The following is a 17,281-nucleotide window of genomic DNA, read 5'->3' on the forward strand; positions in this document are numbered from 1 at the left end:
TCATTTAACCCCGGTTGACTAACATGTCGCCATGCAACGTTTGCAACTGTTTATCTAGGACTAGTTTTGCGCTACGGTCAATATAGTCTTTAAAATGTGGCGTTTCTCTGTGTTGTTCATAAGCAGTCTCATTTTGGTACACCTCAAAGAAATACCAACTATCCGGATTGTTTCTATCTGTACCAGCGTACATGACCAAAACACCAGCTTCCTGCTCCATACTTGCCTGCATCTCAGGTAAAACAATTTCTGAAAAGGCTTGACTATCGCTAACCGTCACTGTAACTAGTCGAACAGCTAACTGCTTATCATGAAAAATCCGCAAGGCTGTTGGTTTTTGAAGGAGCAGCTTGGGTGTCAAGGTGACGACCTCACGGCTAATCAACGCTTTTTGAGCCAAATCTGCGAAGGCCTTAAAATGCGGTGATTGAATATGCTCCTGATAAGCTGCTTCACTAGCGTAGCGCTCGACAACAATCTGCTGGCTGAAATCTCCAGGGAGATGGTTACCGTACATAGCTAAAGTTCCTGGCTCTAGCGCTAGCGACTGCTGAAAGTTTGTATGGCCGATTTGGCGATAGGCCTCCTCATACTCTAAGTTTAAGCCAAGACGAAAGAGTCTAAAAATTTCTGTCATTTTTCTTCTCCTAAGTGATAAAGTCGCATCGCATTACCTGCCAAAATCTGTTCTTTTTCTTCAGCAGTGAGAGGCAATGCGTCAATAGCCTCCGCGATAACCTCGGTCGCACCTGCTGGCAGAATGCCAAGCGGTGCATCTGTCCCAAAGAGAACATGGTCAATGCCATAATAGTCCACACAAAGTTCCAAAGCTTTGCGATTGCCTAACAGGGCTGTATCCACATAAAATTTCTTGAAATCAGCCGCCTGGTCTTCTGGCAAAATGTGCTCAATCCGCCCTGCAAAGTAGGGTACCATGGCACCACCATGGTGAACCAACATTTTGAGATTTGGAAACTCTCTAAAATAACCAGCCTGCACAATGTCTAACATCGCCTGGGTCAATTCATACTCCCAGCTAAAAATAATATTGTTGTCCGGTTTTCGATGATCAAAGACAGGATGGAGCCAAATAGGAACCCCTGCCTTTGCTGCTGCGGCAAAGACTGGCTTAAAAGCTTGATCCGCTATCGATTTGCCCAAATGTCGGGTGAAGAGCTGAATTCCCAAGATTTCAGGGTGGGCTGGAACAAATTCTTCCACCACGCGCACCGCATCCGTGATATGATTCATGGCCACCATCGCCACACCGCCAGCAAAACTGTCTGAGTGCTCCTGAACAGTAGCCAGTAATTCCTCATTAGCCAGTTGCACCAGTTTCGCTGCTTCTTTGCCGTCCACATAATCCTCTGGATTAGCATTGATATAGCTGATAATCTGTCTTGTTTGATCTGGCATGGTTTCACGGCGTTTTGCCATATCGGTCAAAACAGGATTTTGGATAAAGGGCATTTTTTTCACCAAGTCTTTATCCAAAGCCTGCATTTTGTCAAAAAACTCTGGCAATAGCACATGGGCAAACGCATCAATTTTCAAAGTCATCTAAACGCTCCTTCCAACTCCCAGTTTCATCAAAAATAATCCCGTACTCCTCATAATAGGTAGCCTTATTTAAAATCTCTCCTGACTCGTAAAGGTTAATTTTATGAGTCAAACGGTCAATGGAGCGCTGCAAATTGTTTTGCTTTTGCACTAGGACTGCTAATTGCTTTTTCAGCAAGGCTTCACGAGCTCCAACCGTTTTATCCCCCTGCATCAGGAGTTGGCAATAGTCTATTAAAACATCTATTGGGACACCTGAGTGCCGCAGGCAAATGACCATCTCTAACCATTTATTCAATTCATCTGTGAAATAGCGATTGCCATTCGCTTGACGAGGAAGGCTAGGCACTAGACCAATTCGCTCATAATAGCGGATTGTATTGGGTTTGATATCATATCGTTGAGACACTTCTGTAATCGTATAGATTTTATTTTTGGCCATAATGGATTCCCTTCTTCCGGTTGATGAATGCATCTTCTTCTAGTATACAAGATTTTTAGTCAACTGGTGGCATTTTGGTCAATTCGTTCTTACAAATGGCTAACCGTCTCTTTTAGAAATAGCTACGGGACTGTCTCTTTAAGCCTGACCTTCCCAGCCGCCACGCGTATTTACCCCAGCTTGTAATGCTAAGTCTTCCAATTTGACCATTTCATCCGCACTGAGAGTCATTTGACTAGCCTTGGCAGCATCTAAAACTTGCTCAACCTTTGTCACACCTAAGATGGGTGTCGTCCCACGTCCGATAGCCCAAGCTGTCGCGATTTGAGCTGGAGTTACCTGATAGTTAGTCGCCAAGCGTTGCAACTCAGCCAGCAAATCAGCTAAAGCAGGGAACAATGGATTATAGGTTCTACCACGATTTGAATCAGCTGGCATTAAGTTCTGGCTATTGTATTTACCAGACAGGGCACCTTGTTCCAACACCATATAAGAGAAAAATTGAATGTCATTTTCCTTGCAGTAATCCAGCAAGCCATCTTCCATCGCGTTACGATACAGCAGGCTAAAATGATTTTGGACTGCTGAAATTTGGACGCCAGTTGGCTTTAAGATTTCCTGGACACGTTTGACTTGTTCAAGACTGTGATTGGACACCCCAATGCGTTTCACGCGTCCTGAGGTAACCAAGCCGGCTAAGAACGGCGTCCACCGCTCCACATCTGATGCATTATGGATCCAATAGATATCGATGTAATCTGTTCCCAAACGGTTGAGAGAACCTTCTAGCATATCTTCGACAGGATTTTCTTTGCTATCGTCTCGCATACCTGGTGTAAATTTATCAGATAAAATGATTGCTGAGCGGTCGTATTGACCGACTAACTCTCCTAAAATCCGCTCAGATTCGCCATTGGCATATGCAAAAGCAGTGTCAAATGTATTGAGGCCCTGTTCCATGGCGACCGCAACGACTTCCTTGACATCTGCGGTGTCCAGATGATTGCCAAAGACCACATTCCCACCGGCAAATCCGCCAGTTCCCCATGACCATGTCCCAAGTACGATTGGTGCGATTTGTTTAACCATATTTGATGCTCCTTTTTCTTTCTAACTATAGTTTACCACTTATAGTGCACTATAAGTCAAGTCTCTTTTTCATTTTCAAGTAGTCATTTGTACCTCAAGAGTTGTAGCTTGTGGAAAACTCTCGTAATCTAGCTGGCCTGTCAAAAAGAAGTGGCTATTGTGAGAGGTTATGACTCGTTTCTTGAAAGGGGCTGTCCCAAGGCGATGCAAGTTCTGGTGCTAACAGCACCTCCTTTTCTGGATTTTCGTGCAGGACACTTTAGCCTTTCTAGCTACTTTAGTGTAACCGATTAAGTGCTTGTTAGAAAGCTTGCTTTCACCTCTCCATAGCGGTAAGCTTAAACTCTATCGAATAACCTTTTTGGGGTATCGTAAAACACTCCTCGATTCTGGGGTTACCAGATTCAAGAGGAGTGCCTTTGTGTCTCAATTCAGGGAGATGCCTGGATTATTTTCGCTCACTGCCCAAACCTTATGATTGATTTAATTGCTCCAATTCATTTTGGATCGACTCAATAACGTCCTGATTAACCATTCGGTTAATAATTGGGACCCGATCAAACTGTTCCAATGGTAAATCTAAAAAGGAAAGAACCATGTCGTTTTTCTTCAAAAAAGGGATATGCTTATATATGATCTGGCTTGTAGCAACGGGGACTGCTAAACTTTCAAAAGGTTGTTTTACACTATAAGTTGGCTTATAGGCAATTGTGGGTTGGTAATGAAACGCATACTCTCCTGCCGGCACAGTTAACAACATCTGATTCCCTTCTTTTCTTGCTTCTGGGTATTGATATAGTAGCTCTTCCGGGGCATGAGGTAAGACAATTGTTGCAGTTGTGTTAAAGGGAACCCTAAACTTAAACTCTAATTGACCATCTGCTAATAGATTGCTCTCACTGACTATTAAGCCATTGATTGATTGGTAACGTGCTTTAATGTGTTTTAACTGCCACGATGGTTGGGGTTTTAAATAAAAATGTTTAAACCCAACTCTCTCTGGATCTGACTGAATGCCTGCTGCTACTCGGTAAATCCACTCAGCAATAGAACCATAAGCATAATGATTAAGAGAATTCATACCAGTCCCAGAGATGGTACCGTCTTCAAGAACAGAGTTCCATCTTTCCCACACCGTAGTTGCTCCTAATTTAACCGCATATAACCAACTTGGGTAATCATCATTCAACAAAAGGGTATAAGCATATTCTGTCAGTCCATATTTCGAGAGCGCTTCGCACATGTACGGTGTCCCTGTAAAGCCTGTCTTTAAATGAACAGCAGACTCCAGCAATAACTTTTTCAGTCCCTCAATGGTCCTTGAGAGCGCTTCTTCAGGGACCAAATCAAAATATAAAACCAAAACATGAGCGGTTTGAGTATTAATGGCCAAACGTCCACGCTTCGTAAAAAATTCCTCCTGAATAGCACGCTTAATGTCATCCGATAGTTTTTGATAATGCCTAATATCCTCTTTAATCCCAAGTGCTTGAGCTGCTTTGACTAATAAACTCGTTGAATAATAGTAGAAGACTGATGCTACAAGGACGGTGTCCGTGCCCCCCATTGGAGAATTAGGATCCTTACCATCAAGGGAAAGCCAATCACCAAATTGAAAATTAGTCGTCCATAGCCGTTTTGATCCCGTTTGTACATCTTGACGTTGGATATAGTCTACCCAATCCTTCATAATCGGGTAATGGTCTTCTAAGCGTTTAATATCACCGTATTGTTCATAAAGAACCCACGGGATAACTGTTGCCGCATCAGACCACACTGCTGCTCCATTTCCCATAACAAATCCGTCTTGACTCTCCGGTTTTAGCATCGGAACCATAAAGGGAACTGAGCCATCTAATTCTTTTTGCTCGCGACGAAGATCCTCTAGAAACTTCTGATAAAATGCTGGTGTGTACATCAGGTAACTAGCCGTTCGCGCAAATATCTGTGCGTCCCCGGTCCAGCCCAAGCGCTCATCTCTTTGAGGACAATCTGTTGGAACATCTAAAAAGTTGCCTTTTTGCCCCCATTTTATGTTTGAAATCAATTGATTAACAGCCTGGTTATCGGTTTCAATATCTCCCGTCTCCTCCAATTGACTATAAAGGGCAACTGCTTCAAAATCTTCGGGGTCAAGGCTTTCAGGAAATCCTGTTAATTTCGCATAGCGAAAACCATAAAATGTAAAATGTGGCCTAACTATTCGTTCTTGACCGTCACTTATATAAGTAAACTTTGCTTCAGCAGTCCTCAAATTATCACGGTAAAAATTGCCCCCCTGCAACAATTCACCAACTTCGTAGCTAACCTCAGTTCCAAGAGGTAGGGCTTGGTCAAACTCGATCCAACCCGACAAATTCTGGCCAAAGTCAAGAACGGTCTCTCCTGCTGGTGTCCGAATCAGTTGTGGTTTGAATCTCTCATGAGCAGTTATCGGAAGCGACAAACGATCATACAGGCGTTCCGTCAAGTCTTTAGCTAATGCTACTGGAAACGTTTCTTGAACATCAATGAGATTCGCATTAAAAATTTCTCCATCATAAATGCCTGAAAACGATACAGGAGAAAGAGAGGTTTCCCATGATAAATCTGTTGCAATGATTTCTTCCGTTCCATCTTTATAAGTTATTATAAGTTCTGCAAGGAGCTGCCTCTGATCACCATAGAGATTTTTATAGCCCCCGTCAAATCCTATACGCCCCTTGTACCATCCATCTCCTAGGTAAACTTGCAGACGATTTCGTCCCAAGACAGGAAAAGTTTCATACGTTTGATATTGAAGCCATAAATCATACGCATGAAAACCAGGTGACAAATATTCCTCACCAATCTTCTTACCATTTAGATAAGCCTCATAAACACCTAGACCAAGAATATATAATCGGGCACAGGAGATGGGCTTATTGACTTGGAAATCCTTGATAAACTGAACTGGTTCTTCTTTTCCAGAGGTAATCCAATTCGCACTCCAAGCCTCATCTTGCTTTGCTGTTTCAAACCAAGACACCTCTGATAGAACTTCCTCATTGTATTCTGTCCAAATCTTCACTTGAACATAGTAACGTGTCCTAGCAGCAAATTCGAAATGGAGATAGTAATGATTATCCTTAATCCTCTCGTCTTTGCCAGTATCAAAAACGATTGATGTCATATCCGAGTCTCTAGCCAGCAACACCTGACCAGCTATTTGTTTTGAACCGCTAAGCACTACATTATCAACCTGCCAAGATACCTTGACATAATCTTTTATCCGAAACCCCAGCGGTTTGGGGATATCGTTTATTTTTAAATCAGTAATCATACACATCTCCTCACTTCCAAGAATCCTAGATTAGTGACACTGTATCCGATCCAAGAGACTGGAACAACAGTCCTAGTCTCTCCTTTTTATGATTGTTCACTATGTCAGACGCAGTGATTGATCAGGGCTCTAACAGACTGATTTCATCTGCCTTTAAAGCCCTGCTCAACTTGCAGAGGTGGGACGACTCATTGAATTCTACCGAATTACCGATTTTGTCGTCCCACTCTCGTTTAGTGCTCTTTTAATCCATTTGTTCTATTTCTCTTTCACCAGCCTCAGCTATTTGACGGAGTGTTTTACGGTTCTCCAATTCAGCCTTGATGAGGGGGTATTCTTTATCTAAATTGTAAAACGTTAAAATCAAAATACAAAGTGCTGAGAAGATCATAGGAATATAAATAAAGGCAGCTTTAAGAGAGAAAATAGCTGAATCCGTTTGGCTAGCAGCTTGTGCCACATAGCCACCCATACTCATCACAATACTTAAGACGACTGCTCCTAAACCAGAGCCAACTTTCTCACCGAATGTTCCAGCCGCAAAAATCATCCCATCGCTTCGAATACCTGTCTTATATTCACCATAATCCGCAGTATCACCAAGCATTGCATAGCCTGCAACAGCTACTGGAGCTAAACCAAGGCCTTTAATAACTGTACCAATCAACACCATCGTATAGTTATCAGGTGCAATGGCAATAAGACCGAGGCCAAATAGCGATAGGACGCTACCTGCAATACACAGTGTTTTTTTACTAAAACGGGTAATAACTAATGGCATTAACATTGCCCCAACAGCAATCGGCGCAAAACTCAACATTCCTAAAACAGCTACTAGTTGAATATCCCCTAGAACCCATTGCGCGTAATAGATGAGAACACCACCAAGACCTGATGAAATAAACCCAATCAAAAGGACCCCGATTACCATGAACCAATATTTGTTCTGTAGTAAACTCGATAAACTTTGTTTTGCCGATATTTTTTGATGGTATTGAGAAGCTTCGTTGACAGAAACACGTTCTTTAGAATTTTTAAAGGTGATCAGTAGCAAGATCGCTGAAATCAAACTATAAATAGCAGCCATTTTTGTCCATGAAGCAGTATCGGTTGTTTCACCGAAAAAATTGACTATTTTTAGCGTTGTTGATTGCAGGACAAATGCTCCTACAAAACCAAATAACGTTCTTGAGTTAGCTAATTGTGAACGATCTTCCTGAGTTGTTGAGGTTGTTCCCATCATCGCATTATAAGGAACCATCGTCGCTGTATAAACACCTGCCATGGCGATAATATAGGATACAGCCGCCCAAATAATTTTCCCATTAGCATCTAAGAAATTTGGAGAAGAAAAGAGAAAAATGAGCGACAAGGCGTAGGGAATAGCCATCCATAATAGCCACGGTCTTGCTTTACCGTATTTTGATTTCGTTTTATCGACAATAGACCCCATCAACAAATCTGATATCCCATCAAAAATTCTAGCTAAACCTAGAACTACGCCCGCTGCAGCAACTGAAATACCAACAACATCTGTATAGAAAAAGGTTATGAACGTACTCGCTGTGGTTACCATCAAATTTGCAGCTAAATTCCCAAAGCCGTAGGTAATTTTTTCACTGCCAGGCATCCGATTAGTAGCTTTAGACATAAAATATCCTCCTTAAGAATCTCTTATTATTACCTTTATTATAAAGAAAAAGGTAACGTTTTCAATGTGGTTCTTACAGGAGAAACTGGTCAAAATACAGGTGACGTTTATAACTGGCATTCTCTAAAAAAACATGTTAGCCCATTGTAGGTTAACATGTTTTGAGGTTGATAGATTAGTGTTGTTTTCGGATCTTAGCCGGTGTTGTTCCATACAGTTTTTTAAAACTCTGATAAAAATAGGACGGGTCTTGAAGGCCAATCTGTTCACAAATTTCTTCAATCGTATAATTCGTATGACGAACGAGCTGATAAGCATGTTGCATGCGTTGGGTTTGAACTAATGTTTTAAAATTCAGACCTGTTCGTTTCTTTATCATATTACTAAGATAATTGCTGTTATATCCTACCTCATTAGCCAACCATGACAAGGTAATCGTTCGATAGTATTTCTCAATTAACTGAAGGCTTTTGGAAATTTCATCTTCTTGAGGTTGTTCTTGCAATAATTGGTGTTGACTTCTTGATAATTCAGTAAAAAGAAGAGGGAGATACATTTCTAGAATATGTAAGGAAATTTGTTGTTCATTATAATACTCCGTCAAAATCAGTTGCATCAAGTCATCAAGCCTTTCATTTCCCTTAAAAACTAAATGCTTTTGATTCGCCTGACCAGCTTGCGCTAAAAATTTGGAAAGGATTGAAACAGAATCTGTCATTTTTTGCAAAATAGCGGTGCTAATCCAATCAAACCTCAACAGCAGATTAATTAAAATATCTCCTTCTCCCAGAGCATCAATCGCATGGTGACTCTCACGGTCTAACATGATAAAATCACCTTTTTGCAAAACAAGACTTTCTCCGTCTATCTCTTGCCGACACGATCCTTGATACATATAATTTATTTCCAAAAAAGCATGCTTGTGATCAGGCATCGGAGCATAGCGATTATGTTTACTAATGAAGACATTCCCACGTTTAAAGAAAATCTCTTCTGGCATATCGTATGTTTTAGCTTGAGCAAACACCTTAATCATTTCCGGAGCCATCTGCTCAATGAGTTCCAGATCAACGATGTTTTCTCCTGTACGTTTCTGTTCTTTTTCTGCCCATGTCTCCGCCATTAAAAGATTGTGTAAATCTTTTTTATTCATCAACATACATTTCCTTTCCGCTCAAAATTTGAAAATAAGTGAGAGAAGGTTTCTCCCACTTATTATCTATATTTCACCTGGATTTGTCAATCTAATACCGTAATTCCTCTCGTCCACAAAATGGATCAATAGGGCTTTGACCTTTAAAGGGGCTTCTTCCCATCACCTTTTCTATCACAGATTCTATCGTGTAAACGGAATTATCATAAGCATTAATATAGGTTTTTACCATAGGAACATCCAATAAATGATACGGATTGGCTAGGCTGACAAATACGGTTGGCACTTCATTAACAAACCATGGCAGGTTATTCCCTCCACCAAAGAAAGTATGCCAATTTAATCTAGCTGTTGTGGCATTGGAACGGTTTTCGACATTTGCAAAATAAAGGACTAAATCATATTTTTTTTGAATCGTTAGAGCAGTATCCATCTGGCCTGACATAAATGTTTCCATCGTCTCAGGTTGGTAGACCGTAATCTGGAATCCTTCCTCCTCAAGACGCTTTTTAATCTCATCCAAAACTGTTTGATTACTCTCCTCATATGGCCCTAAAATTTGGAGTAAAACGCGTTTATGTTTGGTCACTGAAATTGGAAGAAGGTTTTGTGTGTCTTTGACTAAAGTAATCGCCTGAGTAACATTTTCCTTTGCAAGTTGCAAAAATTCTGGTGTCCGTAGCTGTTCAACGTTTGCCTCGACAAGCCTACCCGACTTTTTCTTAGCTGGAAGCCCTAAGGCTGCTTTTGTGGCCAAAATACGTGTCACGGCCTCATTAAGTCGCTCTTCCGTTAAAATGCCTTCCTGAAACCCTCTCAACATATAGTGATAGTCTTCCTCAAGACTCTGGTTGAATAAAAACATATCACAACCTGCGGAAATGGCGGCTGGAACTGCCTTTTCACGTGGCATAGCAGAAGTAAACCCAACCATTGGTGTCGCATCCGTGACGATCAAACCGTTAAACCCTAACTGGTTACGAAGAAGGCCTGTTATGAGTTCTGGGGAGAGACTTGCAGGTAACTTTTGACAGTTTTTCAAGGCAGGATTTAATTTTTCCTGATAAGCAGGCAAGGCAATATGCCCAGCCATAACGGTTAGCACACCCTCATCAATTAATTCTTTATATATCCGACCATAAGTGCTATCCCATTCTTCCACAGAAAAACGGTTAACACCAACTAATAAATGCTGATCACGATCATCCGTGCCATCTCCTGGAAAATGCTTAATAGAAGCAGCCATACCATTTTCTTGAACTCCCTTACAGTATTGGCGAGCAAAGTCTAAAACTGTTTGAGGATCACTACCATACGTCCGTACGTTAGTAATCGGATTATAATAATTATAGTCTATATCAACTACTGGCGCAAAAGCCCAGTTAACCCCCACTGCTCCTCCTTCAATAGCTGAAATTCGCCCAAGTTGGTAGGCATTTTGAGGATCACCAGTTGCAGCGACTTGCATCTGTCTTCCAAAATGTGTGCCTTCTTCGACAATACCTGTGCCTCCAAACTCAAGATTAGCAGCAAGTAATAATGGAATCTCACTATACTGTTGTAATCGTTTATGCGCTTGAACAATATCATCATACTGTCCACTTCGAAACATCATACCACCAATTTTATAATTTTCCACAATAGGTCTTAAATAGCTTTCTTCATTTGAGTAGCCAATTGGGCAAAACAATTGACCTATTTTTTCCTCAATACTCATTTTATATAAGGTTTCTTTCACCCAATCAATATCTGATTCAGAAAGAAAAAAAGGATTTGCTTTTAAATTCAAGGCCATGTAGTAGTCTCCTAACTTGCTTTTTTTCTATTTTATGAACTTCATCCCTTTTTTACAAGAGGCATTTTTTATAGAAAAATGGTGAAATTACAGAATCTATACTGAGACACATATCAATGACGATGTCTCCCTTCAACATGATCCACTTATATGCCAAAAACAGGTCACTTACTTAGTAACCTGTTAAATAGCTCTAAAACACCAGTTCCCCTGTCAAACTGTCTCCTGTAACGGTGACGGTTGTGGTTTCTGCGGTTTTCTTGAGGATGGCTAGCGCACGCCCGTTGAAGGTTGTGGTGTCAAGGCTATGGTAATGGTCGTTTGGTTTAGGATTTCCAGTGCCAAATCCTAGGACCTCTGCGCCTTCTACTGTCAGGCTAAGAGCAAGTTCCTCATCGCCGATCACTACACCATTTTGATCTGCAAGGGCGATTTCAAGGTAGGTGAGTTCTTGACCTTGATGAGAGAGTTCAAGCGTCAAGGAAGCATTGGTTTTATCTGCAGTAGCTAAACTTGACTCTGATACCATTTGACCCTCACGGTAAAGAACGGCCCTAAGTTCCCCTGGTTGGTAGACTGTTTCAAAACGCACTAGACAGCCCAATTCTTCACCGATGACTTTTTTCTCAAGCAGAGCATCATCCAGATAGAGTGCTACTTCATCCCCTTTGGCATAGACTTCGACAACGACTGGCTTACCTTCAAGACCTGACCACGTCCACGAATGAGTGGCATCTGATAAGACCCATGGGGTTTTGATCAAGGTTTGGCCAAAATGCTTTGGATTTTGAACAGCAATGTAAGGTGCCTCACGCAAGCCAAAGACAATTTCGCGGTAATAGGACTGGGGACGACGGAAACCAGTAATGTCAATATCACCTGCAAAGGCCAATTGGCATGGGAATTGTGCGCCGAAACCTCCTTCCCCAAAGGCGTAAGCTGGTACACCGACACCCGCTTCACCAATATAATCCCAGCCTGTCCAAGTAAAATCACCAATAACGCTCGGCAATTCCTCAACGATATCCCAGTTTCTAGCAATAGCTGGTGGGTAAGTTTCACTTCCGACCATGACGCGGTTTGGATAGGCTTTAGCATCGCCATAATAGCGCGCTGTCATGTAGTTGTATCCAGCAATATCTGTGCTGGCTGTCGCAAACTCAAGGGTTTTCGTAATCGCCGGATGAACCACAATTTTATCCATATTAGTATCTAACAGGGTCATAAAGTCATTGACATTTCCTTCAATTTCAATCCCTTCAGCAGCATTTTGAGCCATAACATCTCCCATGATTTGGCCCATCTTATCGCCTGCGGCAAAGACACCGTTGATACCCGCTAGTGTTGGTCGGCTATCATCAATCGCCTTAATATGATCATGGATTGCTTTCGCCAGTCGACTACCATGAGCTGTTCCAATTTCAGGAATTTCATTTCCAATCGAGTAGAGAATCACACTGGGGTGGTTAAAGTCTGTCTCAACCATCGCTGTCACATCCTTGCGCCATTGGTCTTCAAAGACAAGGCTGTAGTCAAAATCCCCTTTGAAACGCGTCCACATGTCAAAGGTTTCATCCATGACATACAGTCCCAACTCATCACAAGCTTTTAAAAGGGCAGGCGCAGCAGGATGATGGGACATGCGAATCGCATTAAATCCTGCTTCTTTGAGGATTTTAACCTGACGCAGATGAGCATCTACGTACGTTGCGGCACCTAGCAGGCCGCTATCATGGTGGATACAAGCGCCACGCAACTTGATAGTTTCTCCATTAATACGAAGTCCACGCTGGCTGTCAACACTGATCGTGCGTACCCCAAAACGATGTTCTTCGGTATCGATGGCTTTGCCATCCACCAAGAGACGATTCTCTATCGTGTACAAATCAGGTGTTTGGTCGGACCAGGGTTTGACATCGGTCAAGAGGTAGCGTTGTGTGCAGACCAGATTGTCCCCTGTTTTAAGGAAGTAAGGCCTGCTATCTGTCAAAACCGTTTGACCGGATGGTGCTGTTATCACCGTTTCTAAGACCACTGACTGGGCACGCGCTGTCTCATTTTGAAGAGGGACAGCAACCTCAATCAGGGCTTCTGAACCAGTCAACTCTACTGTTTTAATCAAACTACCGCGCGCACCGATATGAAGTGGGTTGCCGGATAGCAGATAAACATCACGGTAGATGCCACTGCCAGAATACCAACGGCTATTGCTCATCGCTGCATTACGGACTTGGACACGAATTTCATTGGCACCGACCTGAAGAAAGTCATTGAGGGGAATGGTAAAGCCAGTATAGCCAAAATGATGTTTGCCAGCCATTTGTTCATTGACATAGACAAAAGTATTCATGTAAGATCCTTCAAAGTGCAGGAGCAAGCATTGTTGAAGGTCCTCTTCTGAGACCGTCAAGGTTTTAACATAGACATAATTTTGACCGTCACGAAAGCCTGTATTGCCACCATTTTGACTGTCAGCATGAGGTTCGAGAGCAATCATGGCATCATGAGGGAGGGTCACTTCCTGTGCGTGCTCTGGAACATCCCAAACGAGGGCAAAGGAGTCACCATCTTTCCAAAATTTCCAATTGTCGTTAAACAAGGTCTGCTTCATTATTCTTTTCCTCTCTCCTATTTTTAAGGGGTATTATCGTTAAGCCTTATTTTTCTCTAGTATACAGCAGGAATCCCCATTTGACTAGAGTGATTTTTTGGATAGCTGTGGCTATTTCGTAGAAGTATGAGCTGAGCTAGTCAGTTTCGATAGCCAAGCAACATAGAGGTCCAACCATTGCTCAACCAAGGTCCGATCATGGTAGAACTGTGGCATTTGCTCATCCTGGCATCCTCCAAAGCCGTGACCACCTTCTGCAAACACATGGACCTCAGTAGGAATGCCTTTAGCCTCAGCAATCTTAGCCAGGTCAAAAAGATGACGAGCTGGAACCACTTCATCATCTAAGGCGGCGCAAAGAAACAACGGACTATCTCCTTCTCGTACATGCGTTCGCATATCATAACTGGAAGCAAAAGCACGGCCTTTTTCTTTATCGTTATAGGTTTCTTCCCCAGCTAATACAACTAGAATTTTGTCATCCTCAAGAGCTATCGCAGGATAGATTAGGGCAAGCGCAGAAAGTTCTGCGGAAACATGGTCAATAGCATCTGCCTGATAGCTGTCAGCTGAGATCTCTTGGTTACGCATCACCAAACCAGTGACACCAGCTAAGTTACCTCCTGCTGAAAAGCCTATCATGCTGATTTTTTGAGGGTTGAGTTTCCAATCATTCGCATGATAACGGACATAGCGGATGGCACGTTGAGCATCCCAAAAAGGAACTGGCGCCTGATAAGGATAAGTCCGATACCAGAGGACAAACGCTGAGATTCCTGCTTGATTAAGGCGTTGAGCGATGTGCTCGCCTTCATTAGTCATCGACTTGGTCAAATAAGCCCCTCCAGGGCAGATAATGACGGCACTATCCGCTCCTTCTACTAAGTAAGGAATTAAAAAGGGTTTGTCCTCATAGGTCATCCCTGCAGGGCCATGCTCGATTTCCTGACGGTAAACAAGGGTAGCATTACCTGACATATCGCCAATGATGTCTGTTGTTTTATCCCAAATACCAGGGTATTTCTCAAAAAGGTCCTGGGGCGTGTATTCGTCATGGATATCCATGACGTCCGTCTTGCTTCCTGCGTGGTTTCCAGGGATACGCTCGCCCCAGATATAGAGTTTTTCTTGTGTCATTGTGTTCTTCCTTTCTATGGGCAATAGCAGAGCAGGGCTCTAAGCCACCTCTGCCTCACTTTCTTATGCCCAGCGAGATTTTTCTTCCAGGGGCAGGGCAAAGCGTTTCTGCAACCAAGCATCTGCCAAATCAATCCACTGACTGGCATCGCGATTGACCTCCGTCAAGGCTGCGGCGGTCGCTTGGGTAGCAAGAGCCAGCCCATGTGGTCCTTCTTCAAAAATATGCAACTCAAAGGGAATCCCCGCTTCCGCAAGAGCTGTTCCAAGACGCGTGGATTGGCTAACTGGAACGAGCTTGTCCCCAGCAGTCGCCCAGATAAAGGTCGGCGGCGTTGCCTCATCAACTAGCCGTGCCGCACTCGCTTGGAGCAACTGCTCCTCAGAAGGTGTCTCTGTTCCAAACAAGGATAGATTAGCCACTCGAAAGAGTCTTTGAGCCATATCATCTTGGGTTTTGACATGTTCCTCATGCGCAAAGTAGTCTGTAATGGGATATCCTGCAATAATCGCTGCGGGTTTGAGTTTAGCCACATCAAAATAATCTGTTACAATCGGCTTATTCCAATGAACGCTGTAGTTGGTCACGTTATTTCCTCCAGCAGAAAAACCGCAAAGAGCTATCTTATCCGTGTTAACTAACCATTCTTCTGCATGGTCATGGATAAGCGTAAAGGCCTGTGCGATATCATGAATGGCTGCAGGGAATACTGTGTCTGTTCTGCCTTTGATCTGACCTGAAAAAACGCTCTCAAAATCATCATCTGTTTCTAAAAGAACATGGTAGCGAAGCACAAAGGCATGGTAACCCATAGCCGCAAAACGTAGTGCAATCGCCTCACCTTCTCGATCCGAACAATTGAGATACGCCCCACCAGGACAAATCAAGACAGCAGGCCGCTTTTTCCCATCGAGCAACTCTGGAGAGTCACTGAGGACATAGGTTGTTAAATCAACATTGGTTCTGTTTTCGTCTAACGTAAATCTTTCAATAATCATCTCATCACACTTTCTAAAACGTCAAATTAATATCAAATGGAATAGCGGGGATGCCAGCTTGATTGTACAAGTTAAGGGCCATCCAATTAGACCGGCCAAGGCTAATGCGCCATTCAGGATCACCTTTGACTTCTAACACCTTTAGAATCAGTTTATCTTGGTCAATACGCTCCGTAAACGAGCGCTCCTCACCATTGACTTCAAGCTTCAGAAATTCTATGCGCTCACCCCTAATCACTAATCCTCCTTCAGCATGTTTGAAGTGAAGCACCACTTGCCCCGCATTATAAGTCACTTGTGATAGCATAGGGGCATCCGCTTCTATCGGATAGCCATAGGTGTGTTTTTGCGCTAGCAGAGCCAATCGCTCTCCGACCGTCTGTTTATCTTTGGGGTGTATGTCAAATTGCTCTCCTACATCAGAAATAGAACAGAGGTAGGTCAAATCCGTTTCTTTAACCGCCTTTTCCTGACAGTCACGAATAATATCGTACCGAATAGCTTTATTATCTAACCAAGACTCATATCCCGGTAATTGCACGACGTAAACAGGAACCGCTTCGCCAAAAACCTCACGCCAATCTTTGATGAGCCCCTTTAACAAAGACTTATAGCGGTACTGTTTGCCCTCTATATCGTTGCTTTCTCCCTGATACCAGAGAATCCCAGCTATCGTCATATCCTTTAGCTGAAGAACCATATGCTCATATAAACTTCCAGGGAGAGTTTGGGGCTGCAATGTGCTCCTATAGGTTTTGATTTCCTCACCCACATGTGTCAAGAAGGCGCCAAATTCCTCTACTTTAACCGTCCTAGGCATCACCAATTCTCCAAAAGCGTCTTCAAAAGGAAGCCCTCTGTTGTTCAGTGGAGAAGTGCGTTGCTTTTCCCAGTAAGCTGCCGTATCTTGCGTCTGTAACCAATCTTGGTAGGCATCAAAAGTTTCAGGATCTAGCTCGCGAATCGTTTCCAGTTTCATCCATGATTGGATTTTAGTGCCACCCCAGTTACAGCCGATGACCCCAATCGGGCTGTCTATGGCTCTTGATAAATGTTTCGCAAAATAATACCCAACAGCGGACCACCAGTCAATATCTTCAACACTTGCTTGTCGCCATCTAGCCATCTGAGAAAAATCGAAAGCCTCTTTAGCTTCTGGGAAAGCTATTTTAGGAACATCATAAAAATAAATATGCTTAGGTAAGTTATCCATTTCTTCATTAAGATGTCTCTCATAACGCATGTGGAATTCCATATTGGACTGGCCACCGGCTAGCCACAGTTGCCCGATAGCAAGACGCAAGCAAATCTCGTCTGAGTCTGTCGTCCAAACCCGTAATTCCTCTTGCCAAGAGGTCTCTAGAGGTGGCAGTAAAATCTCCCAATTGCCAACCTCATCAGCTAGAGTTTCCATCTCGCAATTTTGAAGACAAAGGGAAATCTTAGACTTCGGACAAGCATTGCCCCAAACTTTCTGAGTAGCGCCTGCTTGAAGCAGCATATGATTTTGGAAGTAAGGTGCAAGTTTTAACATAGAATCACA

12 protein-coding genes are annotated in these 17,281 nt (G+C 42.9%); all 12 read right to left on the reverse strand.

From position 1 onward, the window contains the following. Positions 1-4: 4 nt before the first annotated feature. On the reverse strand, positions 5-637 hold the full coding sequence (locus HF992_RS03380; protein WP_168548653.1) for a putative quinol monooxygenase: 633 nt from the start codon (positions 635-637) through the stop codon (positions 5-7). Continuing rightward, positions 634-1,560 (reverse strand): amidohydrolase family protein, encoded by a 927-nt coding sequence (locus tag HF992_RS03385; protein ID WP_168548654.1) that lies wholly within the window; start codon positions 1,558-1,560, stop codon positions 634-636. The genes HF992_RS03380 and HF992_RS03385 overlap by 4 nt, the downstream gene beginning before the upstream one ends. Then, positions 1,544-2,002 (reverse strand): MerR family transcriptional regulator, encoded by a 459-nt coding sequence (locus HF992_RS03390; RefSeq protein WP_168548655.1) that lies wholly within the window; start codon positions 2,000-2,002, stop codon positions 1,544-1,546. The genes HF992_RS03385 and HF992_RS03390 overlap by 17 nt, the downstream gene beginning before the upstream one ends. A gap of 138 nt (positions 2,003-2,140) precedes the next feature. Continuing rightward, entirely contained in the window at positions 2,141-3,091 is a 951-nt protein-coding gene (locus HF992_RS03395) for an aldo/keto reductase (RefSeq protein ID WP_168548656.1), read from the reverse strand. Between the two features lie 472 nt (positions 3,092-3,563). After that, positions 3,564-6,392 (reverse strand): alpha-L-rhamnosidase, encoded by a 2,829-nt coding sequence (locus HF992_RS03400; protein WP_168548657.1) that lies wholly within the window; start codon positions 6,390-6,392, stop codon positions 3,564-3,566. A 244-nt stretch (positions 6,393-6,636) separates the two neighbouring features. Beyond that, positions 6,637-8,043, reverse strand: a complete 1,407-nt coding sequence (locus HF992_RS03405; RefSeq protein WP_168548658.1) for an MFS transporter — start codon at positions 8,041-8,043, stop codon at positions 6,637-6,639. A 175-nt stretch (positions 8,044-8,218) separates the two neighbouring features. Further along, the gene (locus tag HF992_RS03410; RefSeq protein ID WP_168548659.1) at positions 8,219-9,196 is read right to left on the reverse strand and encodes an AraC family transcriptional regulator; all 978 of its coding nucleotides are present in this window, start codon (positions 9,194-9,196) and stop codon (positions 8,219-8,221) included. Between the two features lie 91 nt (positions 9,197-9,287). Next, positions 9,288-10,991 carry a glycoside hydrolase family 3 protein gene (locus HF992_RS03415; protein WP_168548660.1) on the reverse strand — a complete coding sequence of 568 codons (1,704 nt, stop codon included), beginning with the start codon at positions 10,989-10,991 and terminating at the stop codon, positions 9,288-9,290. A 193-nt stretch (positions 10,992-11,184) separates the two neighbouring features. Further along, entirely contained in the window at positions 11,185-13,602 is a 2,418-nt protein-coding gene (locus HF992_RS03420) for a glycoside hydrolase family 2 TIM barrel-domain containing protein (RefSeq protein WP_168548661.1), read from the reverse strand. A 111-nt stretch (positions 13,603-13,713) separates the two neighbouring features. Beyond that, positions 13,714-14,739, reverse strand: a complete 1,026-nt coding sequence (locus HF992_RS03425) for an alpha/beta hydrolase (protein WP_168548662.1) — start codon at positions 14,737-14,739, stop codon at positions 13,714-13,716. A 63-nt stretch (positions 14,740-14,802) separates the two neighbouring features. After that, on the reverse strand, positions 14,803-15,738 hold the full coding sequence (locus HF992_RS03430) for an alpha/beta hydrolase (RefSeq protein ID WP_168548663.1): 936 nt from the start codon (positions 15,736-15,738) through the stop codon (positions 14,803-14,805). Positions 15,739-15,751: 13 nt separating this feature from the next. After that, positions 15,752-17,272 (reverse strand): sialate O-acetylesterase, encoded by a 1,521-nt coding sequence (locus tag HF992_RS03435; protein WP_168548664.1) that lies wholly within the window; start codon positions 17,270-17,272, stop codon positions 15,752-15,754. Between the last annotated feature and the right edge of the window lie 9 nt (positions 17,273-17,281).

The organism is Streptococcus ovuberis (genome assembly GCF_012396585.1).
Taxonomy (GTDB): domain Bacteria; phylum Bacillota; class Bacilli; order Lactobacillales; family Streptococcaceae; genus Streptococcus; species Streptococcus ovuberis.

Bases quoted from the DNA above. Each gene is read 5' to 3' on its own strand.
- HF992_RS03430 (WP_168548663.1), bottom strand. From the start codon at position 15,738: ATGATTATTGAAAGATTTACGTTAGACGAAAACAGAACCAATGTTGAT.
- HF992_RS03415 (WP_168548660.1), bottom strand. From the start codon at position 10,991: ATGGCCTTGAATTTAAAAGCAAATCCTTTTTTTCTTTCTGAATCAGAT.
- HF992_RS03405 (WP_168548658.1), bottom strand. From the start codon at position 8,043: ATGTCTAAAGCTACTAATCGGATGCCTGGCAGTGAAAAAATTACCTAC.
- HF992_RS03380 (WP_168548653.1), bottom strand. From the start codon at position 637: ATGACAGAAATTTTTAGACTCTTTCGTCTTGGCTTAAACTTAGAGTAT.
- HF992_RS03400 (WP_168548657.1), bottom strand. From the start codon at position 6,392: ATGATTACTGATTTAAAAATAAACGATATCCCCAAACCGCTGGGGTTT.
- HF992_RS03420 (WP_168548661.1), bottom strand. From the start codon at position 13,602: ATGAAGCAGACCTTGTTTAACGACAATTGGAAATTTTGGAAAGATGGT.
- HF992_RS03385 (WP_168548654.1), bottom strand. From the start codon at position 1,560: ATGACTTTGAAAATTGATGCGTTTGCCCATGTGCTATTGCCAGAGTTT.
- HF992_RS03390 (WP_168548655.1), bottom strand. From the start codon at position 2,002: ATGGCCAAAAATAAAATCTATACGATTACAGAAGTGTCTCAACGATAT.
- HF992_RS03435 (WP_168548664.1), bottom strand. From the start codon at position 17,272: ATGTTAAAACTTGCACCTTACTTCCAAAATCATATGCTGCTTCAAGCA.
- HF992_RS03425 (WP_168548662.1), bottom strand. From the start codon at position 14,739: ATGACACAAGAAAAACTCTATATCTGGGGCGAGCGTATCCCTGGAAAC.
- HF992_RS03410 (WP_168548659.1), bottom strand. From the start codon at position 9,196: ATGAATAAAAAAGATTTACACAATCTTTTAATGGCGGAGACATGGGCA.
- HF992_RS03395 (WP_168548656.1), bottom strand. From the start codon at position 3,091: ATGGTTAAACAAATCGCACCAATCGTACTTGGGACATGGTCATGGGGA.